The 18,365-nt window shown below is 73.6% G+C and carries 16 protein-coding genes; 9 read left to right on the forward strand and 7 right to left on the reverse strand.

The window, feature by feature from the left end:
* Nucleotides 1-96: 96 nt before the first annotated feature.
* Nucleotides 97-171 (reverse strand): 50S ribosomal protein bL37, encoded by a 75-nt coding sequence (locus tag ABWU78_RS08540; RefSeq protein ID WP_099052597.1) that lies wholly within the window; start codon nt 169-171, stop codon nt 97-99.
* A gap of 190 nt (nt 172-361) precedes the next feature.
* On the opposite strand from ABWU78_RS08540, the gene ABWU78_RS08545 reads away from it, so the two are divergent.
* From ABWU78_RS08545 to ABWU78_RS08555, 3 genes are all read left to right on the forward strand, one after another.
* Nucleotides 362-1,291, forward strand: a complete 930-nt coding sequence (locus tag ABWU78_RS08545; RefSeq protein ID WP_439158113.1) for a DUF4097 family beta strand repeat-containing protein — start codon at nt 362-364, stop codon at nt 1,289-1,291.
* Nucleotides 1,291-1,890: a PadR family transcriptional regulator gene (locus ABWU78_RS08550; protein ID WP_253053295.1), complete on the forward strand. Its 600-nt coding sequence runs from the start codon at nt 1,291-1,293 to the stop codon at nt 1,888-1,890. The genes ABWU78_RS08545 and ABWU78_RS08550 overlap by 1 nt, the downstream gene beginning before the upstream one ends.
* A gap of 70 nt (nt 1,891-1,960) precedes the next feature.
* On the forward strand, nt 1,961-2,764 hold the full coding sequence (locus tag ABWU78_RS08555) for a DUF4097 family beta strand repeat-containing protein (protein WP_353708730.1): 804 nt from the start codon (nt 1,961-1,963) through the stop codon (nt 2,762-2,764).
* Nucleotides 2,765-2,837: 73 nt separating this feature from the next.
* Here the strand turns inward: ABWU78_RS08555 and ABWU78_RS08560 are convergent, their stop codons facing one another.
* A complete protein-coding gene (locus ABWU78_RS08560; RefSeq protein WP_253053299.1) occupies nt 2,838-3,440 on the reverse strand; it encodes a GDSL-type esterase/lipase family protein in 603 nt (200 codons plus the stop codon).
* A 113-nt stretch (nt 3,441-3,553) separates the two neighbouring features.
* Nucleotides 3,554-4,468 (reverse strand): aldose 1-epimerase family protein, encoded by a 915-nt coding sequence (locus tag ABWU78_RS08565; protein ID WP_353708731.1) that lies wholly within the window; start codon nt 4,466-4,468, stop codon nt 3,554-3,556.
* A gap of 108 nt (nt 4,469-4,576) precedes the next feature.
* On the opposite strand from ABWU78_RS08565, the gene ABWU78_RS08570 reads away from it, so the two are divergent.
* Nucleotides 4,577-5,572 (forward strand): aldo/keto reductase, encoded by a 996-nt coding sequence (locus ABWU78_RS08570; RefSeq protein ID WP_353708732.1) that lies wholly within the window; start codon nt 4,577-4,579, stop codon nt 5,570-5,572.
* 190 nt (nt 5,573-5,762) lie between these two features.
* Here ABWU78_RS08570 and ABWU78_RS08575 read toward each other — a convergent pair whose 3' ends face one another.
* The 3 genes from ABWU78_RS08575 to ABWU78_RS08585 form a co-directional block, all read right to left on the reverse strand.
* A complete protein-coding gene (locus ABWU78_RS08575) occupies nt 5,763-9,587 on the reverse strand; it encodes a multifunctional oxoglutarate decarboxylase/oxoglutarate dehydrogenase thiamine pyrophosphate-binding subunit/dihydrolipoyllysine-residue succinyltransferase subunit (protein ID WP_353708733.1) in 3,825 nt (1,274 codons plus the stop codon).
* A gap of 349 nt (nt 9,588-9,936) precedes the next feature.
* A complete protein-coding gene (locus tag ABWU78_RS08580; protein WP_353708734.1) occupies nt 9,937-11,142 on the reverse strand; it encodes a sensor histidine kinase in 1,206 nt (401 codons plus the stop codon).
* Nucleotides 11,139-11,942 (reverse strand): response regulator transcription factor, encoded by an 804-nt coding sequence (locus ABWU78_RS08585; protein WP_253053309.1) that lies wholly within the window; start codon nt 11,940-11,942, stop codon nt 11,139-11,141. The genes ABWU78_RS08580 and ABWU78_RS08585 overlap by 4 nt, the downstream gene beginning before the upstream one ends.
* A 150-nt stretch (nt 11,943-12,092) precedes the next feature.
* On the opposite strand from ABWU78_RS08585, the gene ABWU78_RS08590 reads away from it, so the two are divergent.
* The 4 genes from ABWU78_RS08590 to ABWU78_RS08605 all read left to right on the forward strand — a co-directional run bounded on the left by ABWU78_RS08590 (nt 12,093) and on the right by ABWU78_RS08605 (nt 16,065).
* Nucleotides 12,093-13,469, forward strand: a complete 1,377-nt coding sequence (locus ABWU78_RS08590; protein WP_353708735.1) for a hemolysin family protein — start codon at nt 12,093-12,095, stop codon at nt 13,467-13,469.
* On the forward strand, nt 13,466-14,509 hold the full coding sequence (locus tag ABWU78_RS08595) for a hemolysin family protein (RefSeq protein ID WP_439158114.1): 1,044 nt from the start codon (nt 13,466-13,468) through the stop codon (nt 14,507-14,509). The genes ABWU78_RS08590 and ABWU78_RS08595 overlap by 4 nt, the downstream gene beginning before the upstream one ends.
* 132 nt (nt 14,510-14,641) lie before the next feature.
* The gene (locus tag ABWU78_RS08600; RefSeq protein WP_253053315.1) at nt 14,642-15,451 is read left to right on the forward strand and encodes a M15 family metallopeptidase; all 810 of its coding nucleotides are present in this window, start codon (nt 14,642-14,644) and stop codon (nt 15,449-15,451) included.
* 50 nt (nt 15,452-15,501) lie between these two features.
* Complete coding sequence (locus ABWU78_RS08605) at nt 15,502-16,065, forward strand: hypothetical protein (RefSeq protein WP_253053317.1); 564 nt, start codon at nt 15,502-15,504, stop codon at nt 16,063-16,065.
* A gap of 36 nt (nt 16,066-16,101) precedes the next feature.
* Here ABWU78_RS08605 and ABWU78_RS08610 read toward each other — a convergent pair whose 3' ends face one another.
* The gene (locus ABWU78_RS08610) at nt 16,102-16,734 is read right to left on the reverse strand and encodes a CYTH domain-containing protein (RefSeq protein ID WP_253053319.1); all 633 of its coding nucleotides are present in this window, start codon (nt 16,732-16,734) and stop codon (nt 16,102-16,104) included.
* Nucleotides 16,735-17,062: 328 nt separating this feature from the next.
* On the opposite strand from ABWU78_RS08610, the gene ABWU78_RS08615 reads away from it, so the two are divergent.
* The gene (locus tag ABWU78_RS08615) at nt 17,063-18,289 is read left to right on the forward strand and encodes a replication initiator (protein WP_439158115.1); all 1,227 of its coding nucleotides are present in this window, start codon (nt 17,063-17,065) and stop codon (nt 18,287-18,289) included.
* The last annotated feature ends 76 nt before the right edge of the window (nt 18,290-18,365 follow it).

The following is an 18,365-nucleotide window of genomic DNA, read 5'->3' on the forward strand; positions in this document are numbered from 1 at the left end:
GCGAAGGCGCGGCCACCGCCGGGCGAAGAACGAGAGAGGGTCCGGACCGACGTCGTCGGTCCGGACCCTCTCGCCATCCCCGGAGGGGTGCGCGTCTCAGGCGTTGGGGCGCTTGCCGTGGTTCGCGGCGTTGCCCTTGCGGCTGCGACGCTTGCGTCCGCGCTTGCTCATGGTGTTCTCCTGACGATCGGGGGAGCCCCGCCGGTCTCGGCGGGTCAAGTCCGCCCATCATCGTCCCACACGCAACCCCTTGCCTCGGCCGAGCACGCGATATATCGTGTCTTGCGAAACGAGATATATCGCGAGTGTCCCACGCGACCGCCGCCATGGCGCAGGGGCGCGACCACGGACGGAGCACAGGATGACGCAGGAGAGCTGGACCGTCACGGGTCCGCAGGCCATCGACCTGGCGCGCGTGCGGACGCTCGACGCGACCGTCATCGGCGGGCGCATCGACGTCGTCGCGCACGACGACCCGACGCGCACCGACACGCGCGTCGAGGTCCACTCGGTCGTGGGCCGCCCCCTGGAGGTGCGCCTCGAGGGGGCCACGCTCCGGGTCGGCTACGGTCCCTTCGTCGCGGGCTGGAAGGGCTTCCTCGAGCGCTTCCGCACCTACACGGGCAAGGACGCGGCCGACGTCCACGTCGCCGTGCCGGCGACGACGACGGTCAAGGTCGCGACCGTGCAGGGCGAGGCCCTCGTCGCGGGCGTGCGCGACGGCGCCCGGCTGGCGACCGTCTCCGGCTCCGTGATGACGAGCCGCACGCGCGGCGAGCTCCGTGTCGACACGGTCTCGGGCGAGGTCTCGGCGAGCGAGCACGACGGCCCGGTCCGCATGGACTCGGTGTCCGGCGGCCTCACGGCGACCGGTGCCCTCCGCTCGCTGCGCCTCGACTCGGTCTCCGGCTCCGTCACCGTCGACACCCGCACCACCCCGTCCGAGATCACCGTGAGCGCCGTCTCCGCCGACGTGCTCGTGCGCCTGCCGGACCCCGACGCGATGGACTACGCGATCCGCTGCGTGAGCGGGCGCCTCCTCGTGGACGGCACGGAGCAGCGCGGGTCCGCGCGCTCGTTCCACCAGCCCGCCCGGACGGGTGCCGGCTCGCCGGTCCGGGTCTCCGCCGTCTCCGGCGACGTGACCGTCCTGCGCGGGGCGCCGGACGAGACGTCGTGGGACGCGGCCGGGCACCCGGTCGAGGACGCCCCGGTCGATGCCGACGCTCCCGCGTGGGGGAGCCCGGGGGCTCGCGGCGCCGCGCCGTCGAGCGGGCCGGTGGACCGCTGATGGCCACCGTCTTCGCGCACGGCGAGCTCCGGCTGTACCTCCTGGCGCTCCTCGACAGCGGTCCCAAGCACGGCTACGAGCTCATCACCGAGCTCTCGGAGCGCTTCGGCGGCACCTACCGGCCGAGCGCGGGGACGATCTACCCCCGCCTCGCGCGGCTCGAGGACGAGGGCCTCGTGCACCGCAGCGCCGACGGCCGCAAGACGACGTACGAGCTGACGCCGGCCGGGCGCGCGGAGATCGAGGCGCGCCGCGGGGACGTCGCCGCGCTGGAGCACGGCATCGCCGAGACGGTGCGCCAGCGCGCCGAGGCGCTGCGCGCCGACGTGCAGGGATCGCTGAAGGGTCTGCGCGCCGAGCTCGCCGCCGCGGCCCAGACGGCGCGCGCCCGCCCGCGCGACGGCCGGCCGGACCCGCGCCGCGGCGAGTCCTACGCGTGGCGCATGGAGGCCGAGGCGCTGCTCCAGCGCTTCCGCGAGGACGTGCGCGCGGACCTGCGCCGGGCGGACGCCGCGAGCGTCGTCTCCGAGCTCACGGTCGACACCCTGCGCACCGTGCTCGACAGCGCGCGCAAGGCCGTGCGAGCGACCCTGCCCTGACCGACGATCACGAGAACCCCTCGACGCACGCACCGCACCCCGAACCAGAGAACCGAACGAGGAGAAGCGCATGAGCACCGAGTCCTGGGTCATCAACGCCCCCCAGACCGTCGACGTGGCCGACGTCCGACGCGTCGTCGTCCAGCTCACCGACGGCGCGGTCGACGTCGTCGCCGACCCCGCGCGCGAGGCCGGGGCGCGCCTCGACGTCAGCGAGGTGTCCGAGCGCCCGCTGCAGGTGAGCGTCCACGACGGCGAGCTGCGCGTCGGCTACGACTTCGCCGGCGTCGAGGGCCTCGTCGAGCGGGCCAAGGGCCTGCGCGACAAGGACCGCGCCGTCGTCCGGCTCACCGTCCCGGCGCAGGTGCCCGTCAAGGTGACGACCGCGCGCGCCGCGGCCTCCGTCGTCGGGTCGCGGGCCGACCTGTCCGTGACGACCGCGACGGGCGCCGTACGCGTCCAGGGGGTCTCCGGCACGGCGTCGATCAAGACGGCCACCGGCGCGGTCGACGTCGGCGAGCACGTCGGCGACGTCCACGTGAGCACCGCGTCCGGGGCGGTCACGCTCGGCGGGACGCTCGGCCGGGTGTCGGTCAACACCGTGACGAGCGGCGTCGAGGTCGTGGCGCGCGAGAGCACGCCGCTCGTCGACGCGCGCACCGTCTCCGGCGACGTGGCCGTGCGTCTCGGGGCCGGGTCGCCGGTCAACCTCAAGGCCCGCAGCGTCACGGGCAAGGCCGTGCTCGACGGCGTCCGCCTGGACTCGGCCGCGCAGCGCACGACGTCGGTCGACCACGTCGACCAGCCGGGCGCGGGCGGCGCGTACGTCTCCGCGAACACCGTCTCCGGCGACCTCACGGTCTCGCGCGGCTGAGTCTCTCCCGCGAGGTAGAGGCCTGGTCGCTACCGGGCCTCTACCTCGCGCTACCGGGCCTCTACCTCGCGGGTCAGACCGTGTCGTCGGGGAGGCCCAGCCAGGCGTGCCAGCCGGTGTGCAGCACGAGCCACGCCATGAGCCCGTAGCCCGCCTGGCCCGGGAAGCCGTTGCCGCTCTGCGCGAGGTCCGCGAGCCACTGCTCGTGCGTCACGAGCGGGCTGAACGTGTCCACGTACGGCACGCGGCGCCGGTTCGCGACGTCCGAGAAGGCGTGCGAGAGCTCGGCGAGCCGCTCGGCGTCCTGCGCGTGGCCCGGCGGGGGGCCGACGACGAACGTCGGCAGGCGGTGCGACTCCGCGACGTCGAGCACGTTCGCGAGGTTGAGGCGCGAGCGCGCGACCGAGAGCCCCGCGTCGAGGTCGTGACGGCCGAGGCCGATGACGAGACGGTTGTCCACGTCCGGCTCCGGGGCGAACCGCCGCGCGGTCTCCGCCTCCCAGCGCTGGCTGAGCGCCGTCGTCGTCTCGCCGGGGATGGCGAGCGGGAACACGTACGCCGGCTGGGGGAAGCGGGTGCGCGCGACGACGCGCCCCGCCCACCCCAGGGCCTTCGCGTCGCCGACGCCGGCGCTCAGCTCGTCGCCGACGACGCAGATCCGTACCTCTCGACTCACGGCGTCCTCCACGGGCGCCATTCTCCCCGACGCGGACGGCGTGGGTCGAAACGATCCCGTGGCGACGGCGTGTCCAGCCGGGCATATCGGACGGACCGCCCACCGCCCGCCGATCAGAGCAGCGTCGCGCCCCAGACGACCTCGTGCGAGGCGCCCGGCTCGAGCCGCACGAGGCGCTCGCCGGTGCGGAATGCGTCCGCGACGCAGCTCATCGGCTCCGCCGCCACGCCGGACCGGCGGAACGCGACGTCGCCGACGTGGTCGCCCGTGCAGACCTGCCACGTGTCCATCGAGCCGTCCATCCAGACGGCGGACGTGCGGCCGTCGGGCGCGGACAGGCGCATCCAGGACAGGCCGTCGGCGTCGCGCAGCACGTCGACGTAGGCGTCGTCGAGGTCGACGCCCGCGAGCAGGCGCGGCTCGCGCAGGTCGTAGCTCCCGGCGGCCGGCTCGGTGCCGGTGGGCAGGAGCCGCTCGTCGGTCGTGACGCGGGTCGCGGCGTCGAGGCGCAGCGTGCACTCGTCGAGGTTCGCACCGTCGGCCGACAGCCACGGGTGGAAGCCGATGCCGTACGGCGCGGTCGCGGTGCCGACGTTCGTCGTCCGCACGTGGACGCGCAGACCGGCGTCGTCGAGCGAGTAGGTGACGCGCGCGACGAGGTCGAACGGGTAGCCGGGCGACGGCGGCAGGTGCAGCTCGAGCGTCGCGCGCGAGGCCTCGTGCTCGACGACGACCCAGCGCTGCCAGCAGGCCAGCCCGTGCAGGGCGGTGCCCCGGTCGGGCTCCGACACGGGCACCTGGTACGTGGTGCCGTCCACCTCGTACGCGCCGTCGCGCAGCCGGTTGGGCCAGGGGAGCAGGACCGCGCCGTTGAACGCGGGCGCGACCTCGTCCTCGGGGAAGGAGGTGAAGACGGGCCTGCCGCCCACCGCGTACTCGCGCACGGCCGCTCCGACCTCGGTGATCGTCGCTGCGTGCTCGCCGTGGGCGATGCGGACCTGGGTTCCCGAGGGGGCATGGGTGTTCACGCTCACATACGGTACTCGGCGTGCGAGCGTGCGCGATGCGCTCTCGGCAGTCAGACTCGGTGCCCGGGTGTGTCTCCCGGCGCACCCGACGGAGCACGAGGAGGAACGATGGAACGACAGGTGCTCGGACGCACGGGACGGCTCGTCTCGGTCGTCGGACTGGGAACCTGGCAGCTCGGCGCCGACTGGGGCGACGTGAGCGAGGACGACGCGCGCGCCGTGCTCGACGCCTCGGCCGAGGCCGGCGTGACGTTCTTCGACACCGCGGACGTCTACGGCGACGGGCGCAGCGAGCAGATCATCGGCGGCTACCTCGCGGACAACCCGGGCCACGCGATCACGGTCGCGACCAAGATGGGGCGTCGCGAGGCGCAGGACGCGGACAACTTCACGCTCGCGAAGTTCCGCGAGTGGACCGACCGGTCGCGGCGGAACCTCCGGACGGACCGCCTCGACCTCGTCCAGCTCCACTGCCCCCCGACGGCGGTCTACTCGCGCGACGAGGTCTACGACGGGCTCGACACGCTCGTCGCCGAGGGCGCGATCGCGAGCTACGGCGTGAGCGTCGAGACGGTCGACGAGGCGCTCACCGCCATCGCGCGCCCTGGCGTCGCGACGGTGCAGATCATCCTCAACGCGTTCCGGCTCAAGCCGCTCGACGCCGTCCTTCCCGCGGCGTCCGCGGCGGGAGTCGGGGTCATCGCGCGCGTGCCGCTGGCGTCCGGGCTGCTGTCGGGGAAATACACGAAGGACACGACCTTCGCCGCCGACGACCACCGCACGTACAACCGCGACGGCAGCGCGTTCGACGTCGGCGAGACGTTCTCGGGCGTCGACTTCGAGACCGGTGTCCAGGCGGCGGGCGAGTTCACCACGCTGGTGCAGGACGTCGTCGGGCAGGAGCTCACGCCCGCCCAGGTCGCGATCGCCTGGGTCTGGCAGCAGCCCGGCGTGTCGACCGTCATCCCCGGCGCGCGCAACGTCGAGCAGGCCCGCTCGAACGCCGCCGCGGGCGACGCGGACGTCCTCGGCCCGCTCTTCACCTCGGGCGTCCGCGAGATCTACGACCGCCACCTGCGCGAGAAGATCCACACCCGCTGGTGACCCGCGAGATCGACCCGCACGTCTCCACGTCGACCCCCCTGAGGGCCGATCTCGGACGCACGGGTCGATCTCGCGCCGCGCGAGCCGCCGTGCCCCACCCCGGGCGCGACGGCGGCGGACGCACCGACGACGAAGGCCCCCTCCGCACGGAGGGGGCCTTCGTCGGGTCCGGTGCGAGGAACCCGCGACGTCAGCGGGCGAACGCCTGCTCGAGCAGCACGGCCTGCTGGGCCTGGTGCTTCTTCGCCGTGCCCGCGGCGGTCGACGCCGACGCCGGGCGCGAGACGACGCTCACGCGCGGCAGGTCCTCGGGCAGGTTGATGTGCACGAACGACCAGGCGCCCTGGTTCTCCGGCTCGTCCTGGACCCACACGACCTCGGCGCCCGGGTACTTCGCGAGCTCGGCCCGGATGCCGTCGACGTCGAGCGGGTAGAGCTGCTCGAGGCGGACGAGCGCCACGCCCTCGTCGCCGCGCTTCGTGCGCTCGGCGAGCAGGTCGTAGTAGACGCGGCCCGTGCTCAGGAGCACGCGGTCGACCTTCGCCGGGTCGGCCGCCGTGTCGGGGAGGACGGGGCGGAACGTGCCGGTCGTGAAGTCCTCGACGCTGGATGCGGCCGCCTTGAGGCGCAGCAGCTGCTTCGGCGTGAAGACGATGAGCGGACGGCGCGGGCGGGCGTACGCCTGCTGGCGCAGCAGGTGGAAGTACGACGCGGGCGTCGACGGCTGCGCGATCGTCATGTTGTCCTCGGCCGCGAGCTGCAGGAACCGCTCGATGCGCGCGGACGAGTGGTCCGGCCCCTGGCCCTCGTAGCCGTGGGGGAGGAGCATGACGACCGAGGAGTGCTGGCCCCACTTCTGCTCGGCGGACGAGATGAACTCGTCGATCACCGTCTGGGCGCCGTTGACGAAGTCGCCGAACTGCGCCTCCCACAGCACGAGCGCGTCCGGGCGCTCGACGGAGTAGCCGTACTCGAAGCCGAGCGCGGCGTACTCGGACAGGGACGAGTCGTAGACCCAGAACTTGGCCTGGTCCGCCGACAGGTACAGCAGCGGCGTCCACTCGGCGCCCGTCTCGCGGTCGTGCAGGACGGCGTGGCGCTGCACGAACGTGCCGCGGCGCGAGTCCTGCCCGGCGAGGCGCACGGGCGTGCCCTCCACGAGGAGCGAGCCGAACGCGGCGAGCTCGCCGAAGCCCCAGTCGATGCCGCCCTCGACGGACATCTGCCGGCGCTTCTCGAGGAGCTGCGCGAGCTTGGGGTGGACGGTGAAGCCCTCCGGCGGCGCGACGTGGACCTGGCCGACGCGCTCGAGGACCGAGCGGTCGATCGCCGTCTTCCAGCCGACCATCGTGCCCGCGTCCTCGAGCTGGGACTCCGGGCGCTCGAGGCCGGCGATCGGCTCACGGTCCGCGGCGGGCGTGAAGCCGCCCTCCTTGGTCTCGGTGAACACGCGCTCGAGCTGGGCCTGGTAGTCCTGGAGGACGTGCTCGGCCTCCTCGAGCGTGATGTCGCCGCGCGCGACGAGGTTCTCGGTGTAGAGCTTGCGCACCGAGCGCTTGGCCTCGATGAGGTTGTACATGAGCGGCTGCGTCATCGAGGGGTCGTCGCCCTCGTTGTGACCGCGGCGGCGGTAGCAGATCATGTCGATGATCACGTCGCGGTCGAACTGCTCGCGGAAGGCGAAGGCCAGCTCCGCGACGCGCACGCACGCCTCCGGGTCGTCGCCGTTCACGTGGAAGATCGGGACCTGGTAGCCCTTGGCGACGTCGGTCGCGTACGTCGTCGAGCGCGACGACGACGGGCCGGTGGTGAAGCCGACCTGGTTGTTGATGAGGACGTGCACCGTGCCGCCCGTGCGGTACCCGCGCAGCTGCGCGAGGTTGAGCACCTCGGGCACGACGCCCTGGCCCGCGAAGGCCGCGTCGCCGTGGATGAGGATCGGCAGGACGGAGAACCCGTCGCCGCCCAGGTCGATGCGGTCCTGCTTGGCGCGCACGATGCCCTCGAGCACCGGGTCGACCGCCTCGAGGTGCGACGGGTTGGCGGCGAGGTAGACCTTGGTCGTCGCGCCGGTCTCGGCGGTGAAGACGCCCTCGGTGCCGAGGTGGTACTTCACGTCGCCCGAGCCCTGCACGCTCTTCGGGTCGAGGTTGCCCTCGAACTCGGCGAAGATCTGCGCGTAGCTCTTGCCCGCGATGTTGGCCAGCACGTTGAGGCGACCGCGGTGGGCCATGCCGATGCCGACCTCGTCGAGGCCGTTCTCCGCCGCCTTCGACAGGATCGCGTCGAGCAGCGGGATGAGCGCCTCGCCGCCCTCGAGGGAGAAGCGCTTCTGCCCGACGAACTTCGTCTGGAGGAAGGTCTCGAACGCCTCGGCCGAGTTGAGGCGGCGCAGGATGCGGAGCTGGTCCTCGCGCGGCGTGCGCGCGTACCCGGACTCGAGGCGCTCCTGGAGCCACTTGCGCTGCGTGCGGTCGGCCAGGTGCATGTACTCGACGCCGACGGTCCGGCAGTACGAGTCGCGCAGGAGGCCGAGGATGTCGCGCAGCGAGGACTTCGTCTTGCCGCCGAAGCCGCCCGTGGGGAACGTGCGGTCCAGGTCCCACAGCGTCATGCCGTGGTTCTGGATGTCCAGGTCGCCGTGCTTGCGCTGCCGGTACGCGAGCGGGTCGGTGTCGGCCATGAGGTGCCCGCGCGACCGGTACGAGTGGATGAGCTCGGCGATCTTGGCGGGCTTGGCCGCCTCGATCTCGGCGTCCGTGGTGTTGTCGCGGACCCAGCGCACCGGCTCGTACGGGATGCGCAGCGCCGCGAACACGCGGTCGTAGAAGCCGTCCTCGCCGAGGAGCTTCTGCGACAGGATCCGGAGGAACTCGCCGGACTGCGCGCCCTGGATGATGCGGTGGTCGTAGGTCGACGTGATCGTCAGGACCTTCGAGATGCCGAGGCGCGCGAGGCGCTCGGTGGACGCGCCCGCGAACTCCGCGGGGTAGTCCATCGCGCCGACGCCGATGATCGTGCCCTGACCCGCCATGAGGCGCGGCACCGAGTGGACGGTGCCGATGCCGCCGGGGTTGGTCAGCGAGATCGTGGTCCCGGCGAAGTCGTCGACGCCGAGCTTGCCGCCGCGCGCCCGGCGGACGAGGTCCTCGTAGGCCGCCCAGAACTGGGCGAAGTCCATCGTCTCGGCCTTCTTGATGCTCGGCACGAGGAGCTGGCGCGACCCGTCCGGCTTGGCCAGGTCGATGGCGAGCCCGAAGTTGACGTGCGCCGGCTGGTTCACCGCGGGCTTGCCGTCGAGCTGCGTGTAGCTCGCGTTCATGATCGGCATGTCCGCCAGCGCCTCGACGAGCGCGAACCCGATGAGATGCGTGAACGAGATCTTGCCGCCGCGGCCGCGCGCGAGGTGGTTGTTGATGACGATCCGGTTGTCGACCATGAGCTTGGCCGGCACCGCGCGCACCGACGTCGCCGTCGGCACCTGGATGCTGGCCTCCATGTTCGTCACGACGCGCGCCGCGGGGCCGCGGAGCTTCTGCACGTCGTCCGCCACGGTCTCCGCCTCGGCCGTCGGCGCGCCGGCGACCTTGCGGGCCGGGACCTGCGCGTACGGCGCGGTCGCGGGCTGGGCGGTCGCGACGGGCCGCGTCGCCCGGACGGCCTCGGCGGCGGCGTTGACCGCGGGGTCGGCAGGGAGCTTCGGGGGCTTGACGCGCTGCGCCGCCTCGGCGGCGGCCGAGCCGTCCGTCACGGCGGCGGGGGCGACCGGCGCGGAAGGGGCCGCGGCGGGCGCCGCGGAGGACCCGTTCACGGGCGTCGACGGCGCGGCGGCCGTCGTGGCTGCTGCCTCGGCACGCTCCGCCGGACGGTAGTCCTCGAAGAAGTCCCACCACGCGGGGTCCACCGCGTTCTTGTCCAGGAGATACTGCTCGTACAGCTCGTCGACCAGCCACTCGTTCGCTCCGAACACGGAGCTTGCGTCGCTGATCGCCTCTGACTCAGCCTTCGGGGACACGCGAGGATCGCCCACTTTCACACACAGGTCGCTGTCGGTCACAGTCTGCGAGCAGGCGTGCGGCGGCACGCGCGAGGCGTGCGGCCGACGTCGGCGCAGACTCGTCCGGATTCCGGACCACTCCAGCCTAGGCCCTCGGCGGCGGCCCGGGGGGCTGCGCGGGGCGTTCGCGCGCGGCCTGTTCGCGGGTTCTTCACGCCGCGTCTGGGCCAGGCAAAAGTGATCCCACGCGGACCTCGTCGGACGGCAAGATCGCGGAATTCCACGCCATCGCGAGGTATCCGGGGCGGGCGGTGTGACGGATCTCACGCACGCCCGCGCGGGCGTGCCCGCGCTGTCAGCCGCGGGCTCAGGGGGTCGTCGGGCCCTCGGGGCCGGGCGCCGGCTCGCCGAGCAGGTCGGGCTCGACGGCGTGGGCGTGCGCCGGGAGCGTGACGCGCATCGTCGCCCCGCTGCGCGAGTCCGCGACCTCGATCCGCCCGCCGTGCAGGTCGATCGCCCACCGGACGATCGCCAGGCCGATGCCCGTCCCGCCCGTCGAGCCGCCGGTCGTCGTGTGCGTGCCGGTCGCGCTGGCCCGGGCGAAGCGCTCGAAGATGCGCTCGCGGTCCTCCTTCGCGATCCCCGGGCCCTCGTCCACGATCTCGAGCACGACGTCGTCGTCCACCGGGTACGCCTCGAGCCGGATCTCGCCCCCCTGCGGGGAGTGCCGGATCGCGTTCTGCAGCAGGTTCGTCACGACCTGGTGCAGCCGCTCGCGGTCCGCCTCGAGCACGAGGTCGGGGGGCGTGACGTCCACGACGTACCGGAGCTGCTTCCCGGCCTCCACCATCGACACCGCCTCGGCGTTCTCCTCGAGGAAGTCGCCCACGTCGATCTCGGTGATGTTGAGGGCCGCCGCGCCCGCCTCGATGCGCGACAGGTCCAGGAGGTAGGAGACGAGGCGCGTGAGGCGCTCCGTCTGCGCCAGGGCCATCTCCATCGTCGCGGGCGTCGGCTGCGTGACGCCGTCGACGACGTTCTCGAGCTGCGCCTGGAGCGCCGCGATCGGCGTCCGCAGCTCGTGCGACACGTTCGCGATGAGCTCGCGTCGCACCTGGTCGCTCGTCGCGAGGTCCTCCGCCATGACGTTGAACGCGACGGCGAGCTGGCCCACCTCGTCGCGGCTCGTCGCCCGCACCCGCCGCGTGTAGTCGCCGTCGGCCATCGCGCGCGCCGCCGCCGTCATCTCGCGCAGCGGCGACGTCATGCCCCGCGCGAGGAGCTGGGTGAGCAGCAGCGACAGGACGATCGCGAGCGGGAACGTGCGCGACGGCCCGAGCTGGTTCTGCAGCCCGATCCACGTGATGAGGACCGCGAGCGTGACGGTCGCGGCCACGAGCACGCCGAGCTTGATCTTCAGCGAGCGGAACGAGTCGAGCGGACGGACGTCGGGCAGGTGCGGGCGGATCGTGTGCGCGCGGTGCGCGCCGTTGCGCGGCGGAGCGCTCGGGCCGCCCGGGCCCCGGCCCGCGCCGTCGACCGGGTCGGCAGGGTCAGCGGGGTGGGAGGTCATCCGGCGGGCGGCTCGAACGCGTAGCCGACGCCGTGGACCGTGCGGATGAGGTCCGCGCCGAGCTTGCGGCGCAGCGCCTTGATGTGCGAGTCGACGGTGCGCGTCCCGCTCGCGTCCGCCCAGTCCCAGACCTCCGCGAGGAGACGCTCGCGCGTGAGCACGGTCTTGGGCGAGCTCGCCAGCATGACGAGGAGCTCGAACTCGGTGGGCGTGAGGTGGACCTCGTCGCCCGCGCGGTAGACGCGGCGCTGAGCCTTGTCGATCGTCACGTCGCCGACCGTCATGGGCGGGTCGGTCGGCGCGGCGCTCGCGGCCTGCGTGGCACGGTCGACCCGGCGCAGCAGCGCCTTGATGCGCGCGACGAGCTCGCGCATCGAGAAGGGCTTCGTCATGTAGTCGTCCGCACCCACGCCGAGCCCGATGAGCATGTCGGTCTCGTCGTCGCGCGCGGTGAGCATGAGGATCGGCACGGGCTGCTCGGCCTGGATGCGCCGGGTGACCTCGAGGCCGTCGATGCCGGGCAGCATGACGTCGAGCACGATCACGTCCGGGCGCAGCCGCGTCGCGGCGTCGACGCCGGAGAGCCCGTCGCGCGCGACCTCGACGCGCCAGCCCTCGGCGCTCAGGCGCTGCGCGATCGCCGTCGCGATGGCGGGCTCGTCCTCGACGACGAGGACCGTGGCCGCCTGCTGCGGGGTGCCGCCCGTCAACGGCGCCGTCGTGGGCACGGGCCCGCGGCCCGGGACGGGACCGGCGCCCGCGCCGGTCGGTGATGCGCTCGCTGCCCTCGGATCTGCCATGGGATACAGCGTGGCACACGTCGGCCCAGGTCGGCCGGATTTCCCCGCCGCCGAGCGGCCGGGCGCCGCACGCCCGGGCGCCCCGGGGGGAGCGGGCGCTAGCATCGTCGGCACGATGAAGAGCACCTCTCGATATCGGTGGAGCACCTCGTGGTAGGCGACTGGGTCATGGTCGCGCTCGGGGTGCTCCTCACCGCAGGCACCGCCGTCTTCGTGGCCAGCGAGTTCTCCCTGGTCACCCTCGACCCCGCCGTCCTCCCCGCCGGTGACGACCCCGACCAGGAGGGCGACAGACGCGGATCCCCGCCCTCCGGCGGGAGGCCGCGTGCCGACCGGCGCGACCGCAGCGTCCGGGCCGGCCTCAAGCACCTGTCGACCGAGCTGTCGTCCGCGCAGGTCGGCATCACGCTCACCACGATCCTCCTCGGCTACACGGCGCAGCCGGCGCTGCTCTCGCTGTTCGGCGCCGGGCTGGGCGCCACCGCGCTCGGGCAGGCGGCCTCGGCGGTCCTCGCCGGGGTCCTGGCCCTCCTCGTCGTGAACTTCGTCTCGATGCTCTTCGGCGAGCTCATCCCCAAGAACTTCGCCCTCAGCGCGCCCTACGCGACGGCCCGGCAGGTCGTGCCGGTGCAGCGCCAGTTCACCAAGCTGTTCCGGCCCGTGATCGCCGTGCTCAACGGCTCGGCGAACGCGATCCTGCGCCGCGTCGGCGTCGAGCCGCGCGAGGAGCTGTCGGGCGCGCGCTCCGCCTCCGAGCTCGCCGCGCTCGTCCGCCGCTCGGCCCAGGAGGGCACGCTCGACGTGTCCGTCGCGACGCTCCTCACCAACTCCATCGAGCTCGACGAGCTGAGCGCGGTCGACGTCATGACGGACCGGATGCGGATGGTCGTCGTGGACCGCGACGCGACGGCCGCGGACGTCGTCGACGCCGCGCGCCGGACCGGGCACTCCCGCTTCCCGGTCATCGGCGAGGACCGGGACGACGTCGTCGGCCTCGTCCACCTGCGCCGCGCCGTCGCCGTCCCGTACGAGCGGCGCGAGGAGGTCCCGGCGGCGGCGCTCATGGTCGAGGCGCCCCGGGTGCCGGAGACCGTGCGCCTCGGCCCGCTGCTCGTCGAGCTGCGCGGCTTCGGGCTCCAGATGGCGGTCGTCGTCGACGAGTACGGCGGCACCTCCGGCGTCGTGACCCTCGAGGACGTCGTCGAGGAGCTCGTGGGGGACGTGGCGGACGAGCACGACCCGCGGCGCGCGGGGGCGGCCCGCCGTGCGGACGGCTCCTGGCTCGTCCCGGGCGTCATGCGGCCCGACGAGCTCACCGAGGTCACCGGGCTCCGTGCGCCCGAGGACGGCGCGTACGAGACGCTCGGCGGCCTCGTCATGGCGCGGCTCGGGCGCGTGCCGGAGCCGGGCGACGAGGTCGTCGCGGGCGACGATCGCGACCGCGTCGTGCTGCGCGTGGAGGCGATGGAGGGTCGGCGGGTCGAGCGGCTCTCCGTTCGTGCGGCCCCCGAGGAGGTGGAGTCGTGAGCTCGACCACCGCGCTCCTCGTCGCCGTCCTCCTGCTCGCGGGGAACGCGTTCTTCGTCGGCGCCGAGTTCGCCGTCATCTCCGCCCGGCGCTCGGCGATCGAGCCGCTCGCCGCGCAGGGCAACCGCCGGGCGCAGACGGTCCTGTGGGCGATGGAGAACGTGTCGCTCATGCTCGCGTGCGCCCAGCTCGGGGTGACGGTCTGCTCCACGGGCCTCGGCGTGGTCGCCGAGCCGGCGCTCGCGCACCTCATCGAGGACCCGTTGCACGCCCTCGGCGTGAGCACGTCGCTCGCCCACCCGATCGCGTTCGTCGTCGCGCTCGCGATCGTCGTCTACCTGCACGTGGTGCTGGGCGAGATGGTCCCGAAGAACCTCGCGGTCGCGGGTCCCGAGACGGCGGTCATGTGGTTCGGGCCGCCGCTCGTGTGGATCGGGCGCGTGCTGCGCCCCGTCATCGTCGCGCTCAACTGGCTCGCGAACCACGCGGTCCGGGCGACGGGGGTCGAGCCCAAGGACGAGGTCGCCTCCGCGTTCACCGCGGAGGAGGTCCAGTCGATCGTCGAGCACTCCCAGGCGGAGGGCGTGCTGCGGGACGAGCAGGGCCTCCTCTCGGGCGCGATCGAGTTCTCCGAGCGCACCGCGCAGGACGTCATGGTGCCGGTCGCGGACCTCGTCACCGTCACCGAGGGCTGCACGCCCGAGGAGGTCGAGCGCCTCGTCGCCAAGACCGGGTTCTCGCGGTTCGCGGTCGCCGACGTCTCGGGCGAGCTCGTGGGCTACCTCCACGTCAAGGACGTGCTGTACGCGGACGAGACGACGCGCGGGGCCCCCGTCCCGTCGTGGCGCGTGCGCGCGCTCGCGACCGCCGCCCCCGGCGACGAGGTCGAGGACGCGCTCCGGGCGATGCAGCGCTCGGGCGCGCACCTGGCGCGCGTCGACGCGCCCGCGGGCGGCGGAGCCCTCGGCGTCGTGTTCCTCGAGGACATCCTCGAAGAGCTCGTGGGGGAGGTGCGCGACGCGATGCAGCGTCGTCCGTGAGGCACGCGCGGGCCTCCGGCCCCGCCCCTGAACAGGGGACTTGGCATCGTCGGAGTGCTTCGTTACTGTTCCGTGATTGATCGGTCGTCGGTGGCCCGAGAGCCACCCCGAAGGGTGAGAGGCAGGTGGCGGGTGGAGTCGCAGCAGGCCGACGCACCCGCCCTCGAGTCCCGACGGGCCCGGCGCGAGGCGGAGCAGGGTTCCCGCCGTCGTCGCCCCCAGGCACAGGTCTCCAGCCAGCACCGCTGGATGCCGCGCATCGCCGTCCTCGGGACGCTCGCCGCCGCGACGATCGCCATGCCCCTCTCCGCCGGCGCGGACGACGGGCTGGGCACCGGTTCGCCCTTCGAGCCCGACACGCGACCGCTGGGTCCCAGCGCCCTCGACCTGGCGACCGCCGCGTCGACCGCACCCGCGGTCTCGCAGAGCGTCGCCGCCGCCCCCCGCGTCGAGGTGCGGCGCGAGGCCGCCTCCCGGTCCGCCGCGCGCGACCCGCTCCCCGGCTGCGACCCCACGGTCCGCCCCGCGGGCACCAACGGCAAGCTCGACGAGCACGCGCTGTGCGAGCTCTGGCAGGCGGGCGAGCACCTGCGGCCCGACGCCGCGGTCTCGCTGTCGGCCATGAACGAGGCCTTCCGGGCGACGTTCGGTCGTGACCTGTGCCTCGTCTCGTCGTACCGCACGCTCTCGACGCAGGTGTCGCTCAAGTCCTCCCGCGGCGCGTTCGCCGCGCCCCCCGGTTGGTCCATGCACGGGTGGGGGCTCGCGATCGACCTGTGCTCGGTCGAGACCGGCTCGCGCGAGGTCTACGCGTGGATCAACCAGAACGGTGCCACCTACGGCTGGGCCAACCCCGCCTGGGCCAAGCGCGGCGGCAGCGGCGCCTACGAGCCGTGGCACTTCGAGTTCGTCCAGGGCGTCGAGGAGATCCAGAACTCCTGACGCGGCCCGGCACCCTCCGCCGCGGCCCTCTCCGCCGTATCGTCGGAACCGTGGCCGACCTGCTCCTCGCCGCGGTCGTCCTGCGCCGTCCCGAGCACGCGCTCGCCGCGCAGGTGCTGAGTCTCGCGCTCGCCGGCCTCGTCCGGGTGGAGCCGACGGCGGCCGGCTCGCCTCCCGTGCTCGTCCTCCTCGACGCATCGCCCGCGTCCGAGCGCGAGCGCCTCGCACTGACCGCGCTGCTGGGCGACGACGCCCGTGCAGGCGCGCGCGTCGCGCTCGACCCCCGGGACGACGCCCTCCGCGACCGCGTGCACGCCGCGTCGCGCCGCGTCGTGCAGGGCGCGCGTCGCGACGGCTACCTCGAGCCCGGCCGGGCGCGTCGCCTCACGGAGAAGGGCGAGGCCGTGCGGGCCGAGCTCGTGGCGCTGGAGGACGCGGTCGAGCGAGAGGTCGCGGACGCCCGGGCGCGCGACCACGCGCGCGAGCACGTCTCCTCCGGTGCGCTGCCGTGGGCGGTGCTGTTCGGGCACGAGCCCGGGTGGGTCCCGGTCGACCGCCGGACGGTCCGGTTCGACGTCGCCGCCGTGTGCGCCGCCGCGGACGCGCTGCGCTGACCGGGGTGCCGGCGGGCGCCACGCGCAGCGCGGTGGCTACGGGCCGGAGAGCCGCTCGTTGCGGCCGAAGTCCTGGAGGAACCGGGGACCGGCCGCCGCGAGCTCGGCCTCGAAGTCGTCGCGCCACGCGCCGTAGGGCCGGCTCGCGAGGGCGTCGTTGGAGAACCGGGGGTCGTCCGTGAGCTCGGTGACGCAGAACGCGGGGATCTGCAGGTCCGTCACGGGTCCGGTCCGCTCGCACTCCGCGACGACGAGCGGGTGGTTCGCCCCGCCGAACACGTCGACCACCCAGCCGTCCGCCCCGACCCAGACCGAGTACCGCGTCTTGACGACGCGTGCGCCGCCACGGCGGATCATCTGCACGCCCACCGCGACGTCGACCTCACGCTCCGCCTCGTAGCGCGTGCCGCCCGCCATCGGACCCTTGACGGTGAGGGTGCACAGGTCGACCGCGGGCGCGTAGCGGTCCAGGAGGTGCACGGGGTCCGTCGCCGGGTCCATCGTCGCGTCCACGGTCGGGACCTTGGCGCGCAGCCGCAGCGCGTAGCCCTCGTCGGCGAGGTAGTAGCTCTGCACGATGAGCGCCGGTGCGTCGCGCAGGTCCTCGGGCAGGTCGCGCACGAGGAACCGGCGCTCGAACTCGAAGTCCCCGTAGCCGCCGTCGGTCATGGCCCCACCGTAGCGGGCGCGCGGGACGGGGCGCGGGAGCAGCCGGGCCCGGAGACGACGCGAGCCCGGCCGCCGGAGGCGGGCCAGGCTCGTCGGAGCGGAGCGCGGTGCCCTCGATAGGATTCGAACCTACGACCTTCTGCTCCGGAGTTCGACGGTGAACCCGGAAGCGCTGTGATCGTCTCGCCCGAGTGACCCGAGACGCCCGAGAACGGGGGCGTCGGGGGACCGGGCCGTGCTGTCTGGCGGGCACCGTGGCGGGCACCGCCGCACCTGAAAATGCCCCGGCTGCGCTGCAACGCACCGGGGCGGGACAGGTGCGTAGACGATGGGTACACCCGTCACTGCTGAGGGTACTCGCGCGAGGGCGACTCGTGCCGACCTGGCGGCGCTGGTCGAGGAGATCGGGCTTGGGCTGCCGTGTCAGCGGCCGATCCGGCGCCGTGGTGTTGACCGGTCGTCGGGTGAGCCGGTGGAGGTGCTGGTGCGGTGCGGCACTCGGCTTCGTCGGTCGTGCCCGTCGTGCGCGGCGCTGTACAAGGGCGACGTGCGGGCGGTGCTGTTCGAGGGGCTGCGCGCGGCGGTGGAGGCCGGGGAGACGGTGGTGCTGCTGACGCTTACGGCGCCGTCGTTCGGCCGGGTGCACCGGGTCTCGAAGGACGAGGTTTGGCGGCCGGGTGGTAGCTCGGTGGTGAAGTGCCCGTGCGGGCGGGCTCATGGCCCTACGGACCCGGTGGGTGGGACGCCGCTGGACTTGGACGGGTACGGGTACGAGGGTGCGGTGGGGTTCAACTATGCGGCGGGCCGGCTGTGGGGGCGCACGGCGCAGGAGATCGGTCGTCGTGCCGGCTTGGTGAAGTGGTCGGAGTCGAAGCAGGGGTACGTGGCGCGTCGTCCGACGTACGCGGGGGTGGCGGAGTGGCAGGGGCGTGGCGCGATCCATCTGCACGTGATCCTGCGGTTTCCGCCGAGTACGAGTCTGGACGTGTACAAGGACAAGCGGGGTCGGCCTCGTTCACGGCTCGTGGAGGCTGCGACGCGTGATGCTGGGGTGTTCACGGGTGCCGCCCGCTCGGGAGAGCGCGTGACGTGGGGTCGGCAGGTGCGCGCGGACGTCGTCCGGACCGAGCAGAGCGCGTTCCGCACTGCGGGCTACCTGGCGAAGGTGCTGGGGTACGCGGCGAAGGATGTGGGGTCCGACGTGCTCGACGACGGCGCGGCGGGTGTGCGGAGGGTGCATCACGCGCGGTTGCGGGCGGCGGCTGATCTGCTGGGGATGCGGGTGCGCGCGGAGGGCGGCGGGGAGGAGTCGGCGCGGCGTCTGTCGCGTGCGTGGGGCTGGCGCGGGAACACCGCCAGGAGGTCGCGTGACTGGTCGGAGCTGACGCTGACGAAGGCTCGGGAACGGCGGGTCGAGCATGCCCGAGGTGAACGCGACGAGGCGGCTCCGGACATCGCCTGGCTGCCCGGGGTTTGGGTCGAGGCGCGCGACGAGTGGCACGACCTCCTCGTAGCGGCCAGGAGAGGTCTCCACGCCGCGAGAGTGCCCACGTAGTTCCAGGGGCAAGCCCGTGAGGAACGAACGGGCGCGGCAGCACGTGACGGACAGTGACCCGACGGCAAGAGCGCCG

It is taken from the genome of Cellulosimicrobium sp. CpK407, from assembly GCF_051844275.1.
In the GTDB taxonomy this organism is placed as follows: domain Bacteria; phylum Actinomycetota; class Actinomycetes; order Actinomycetales; family Cellulomonadaceae; genus Cellulosimicrobium; species Cellulosimicrobium cellulans_G.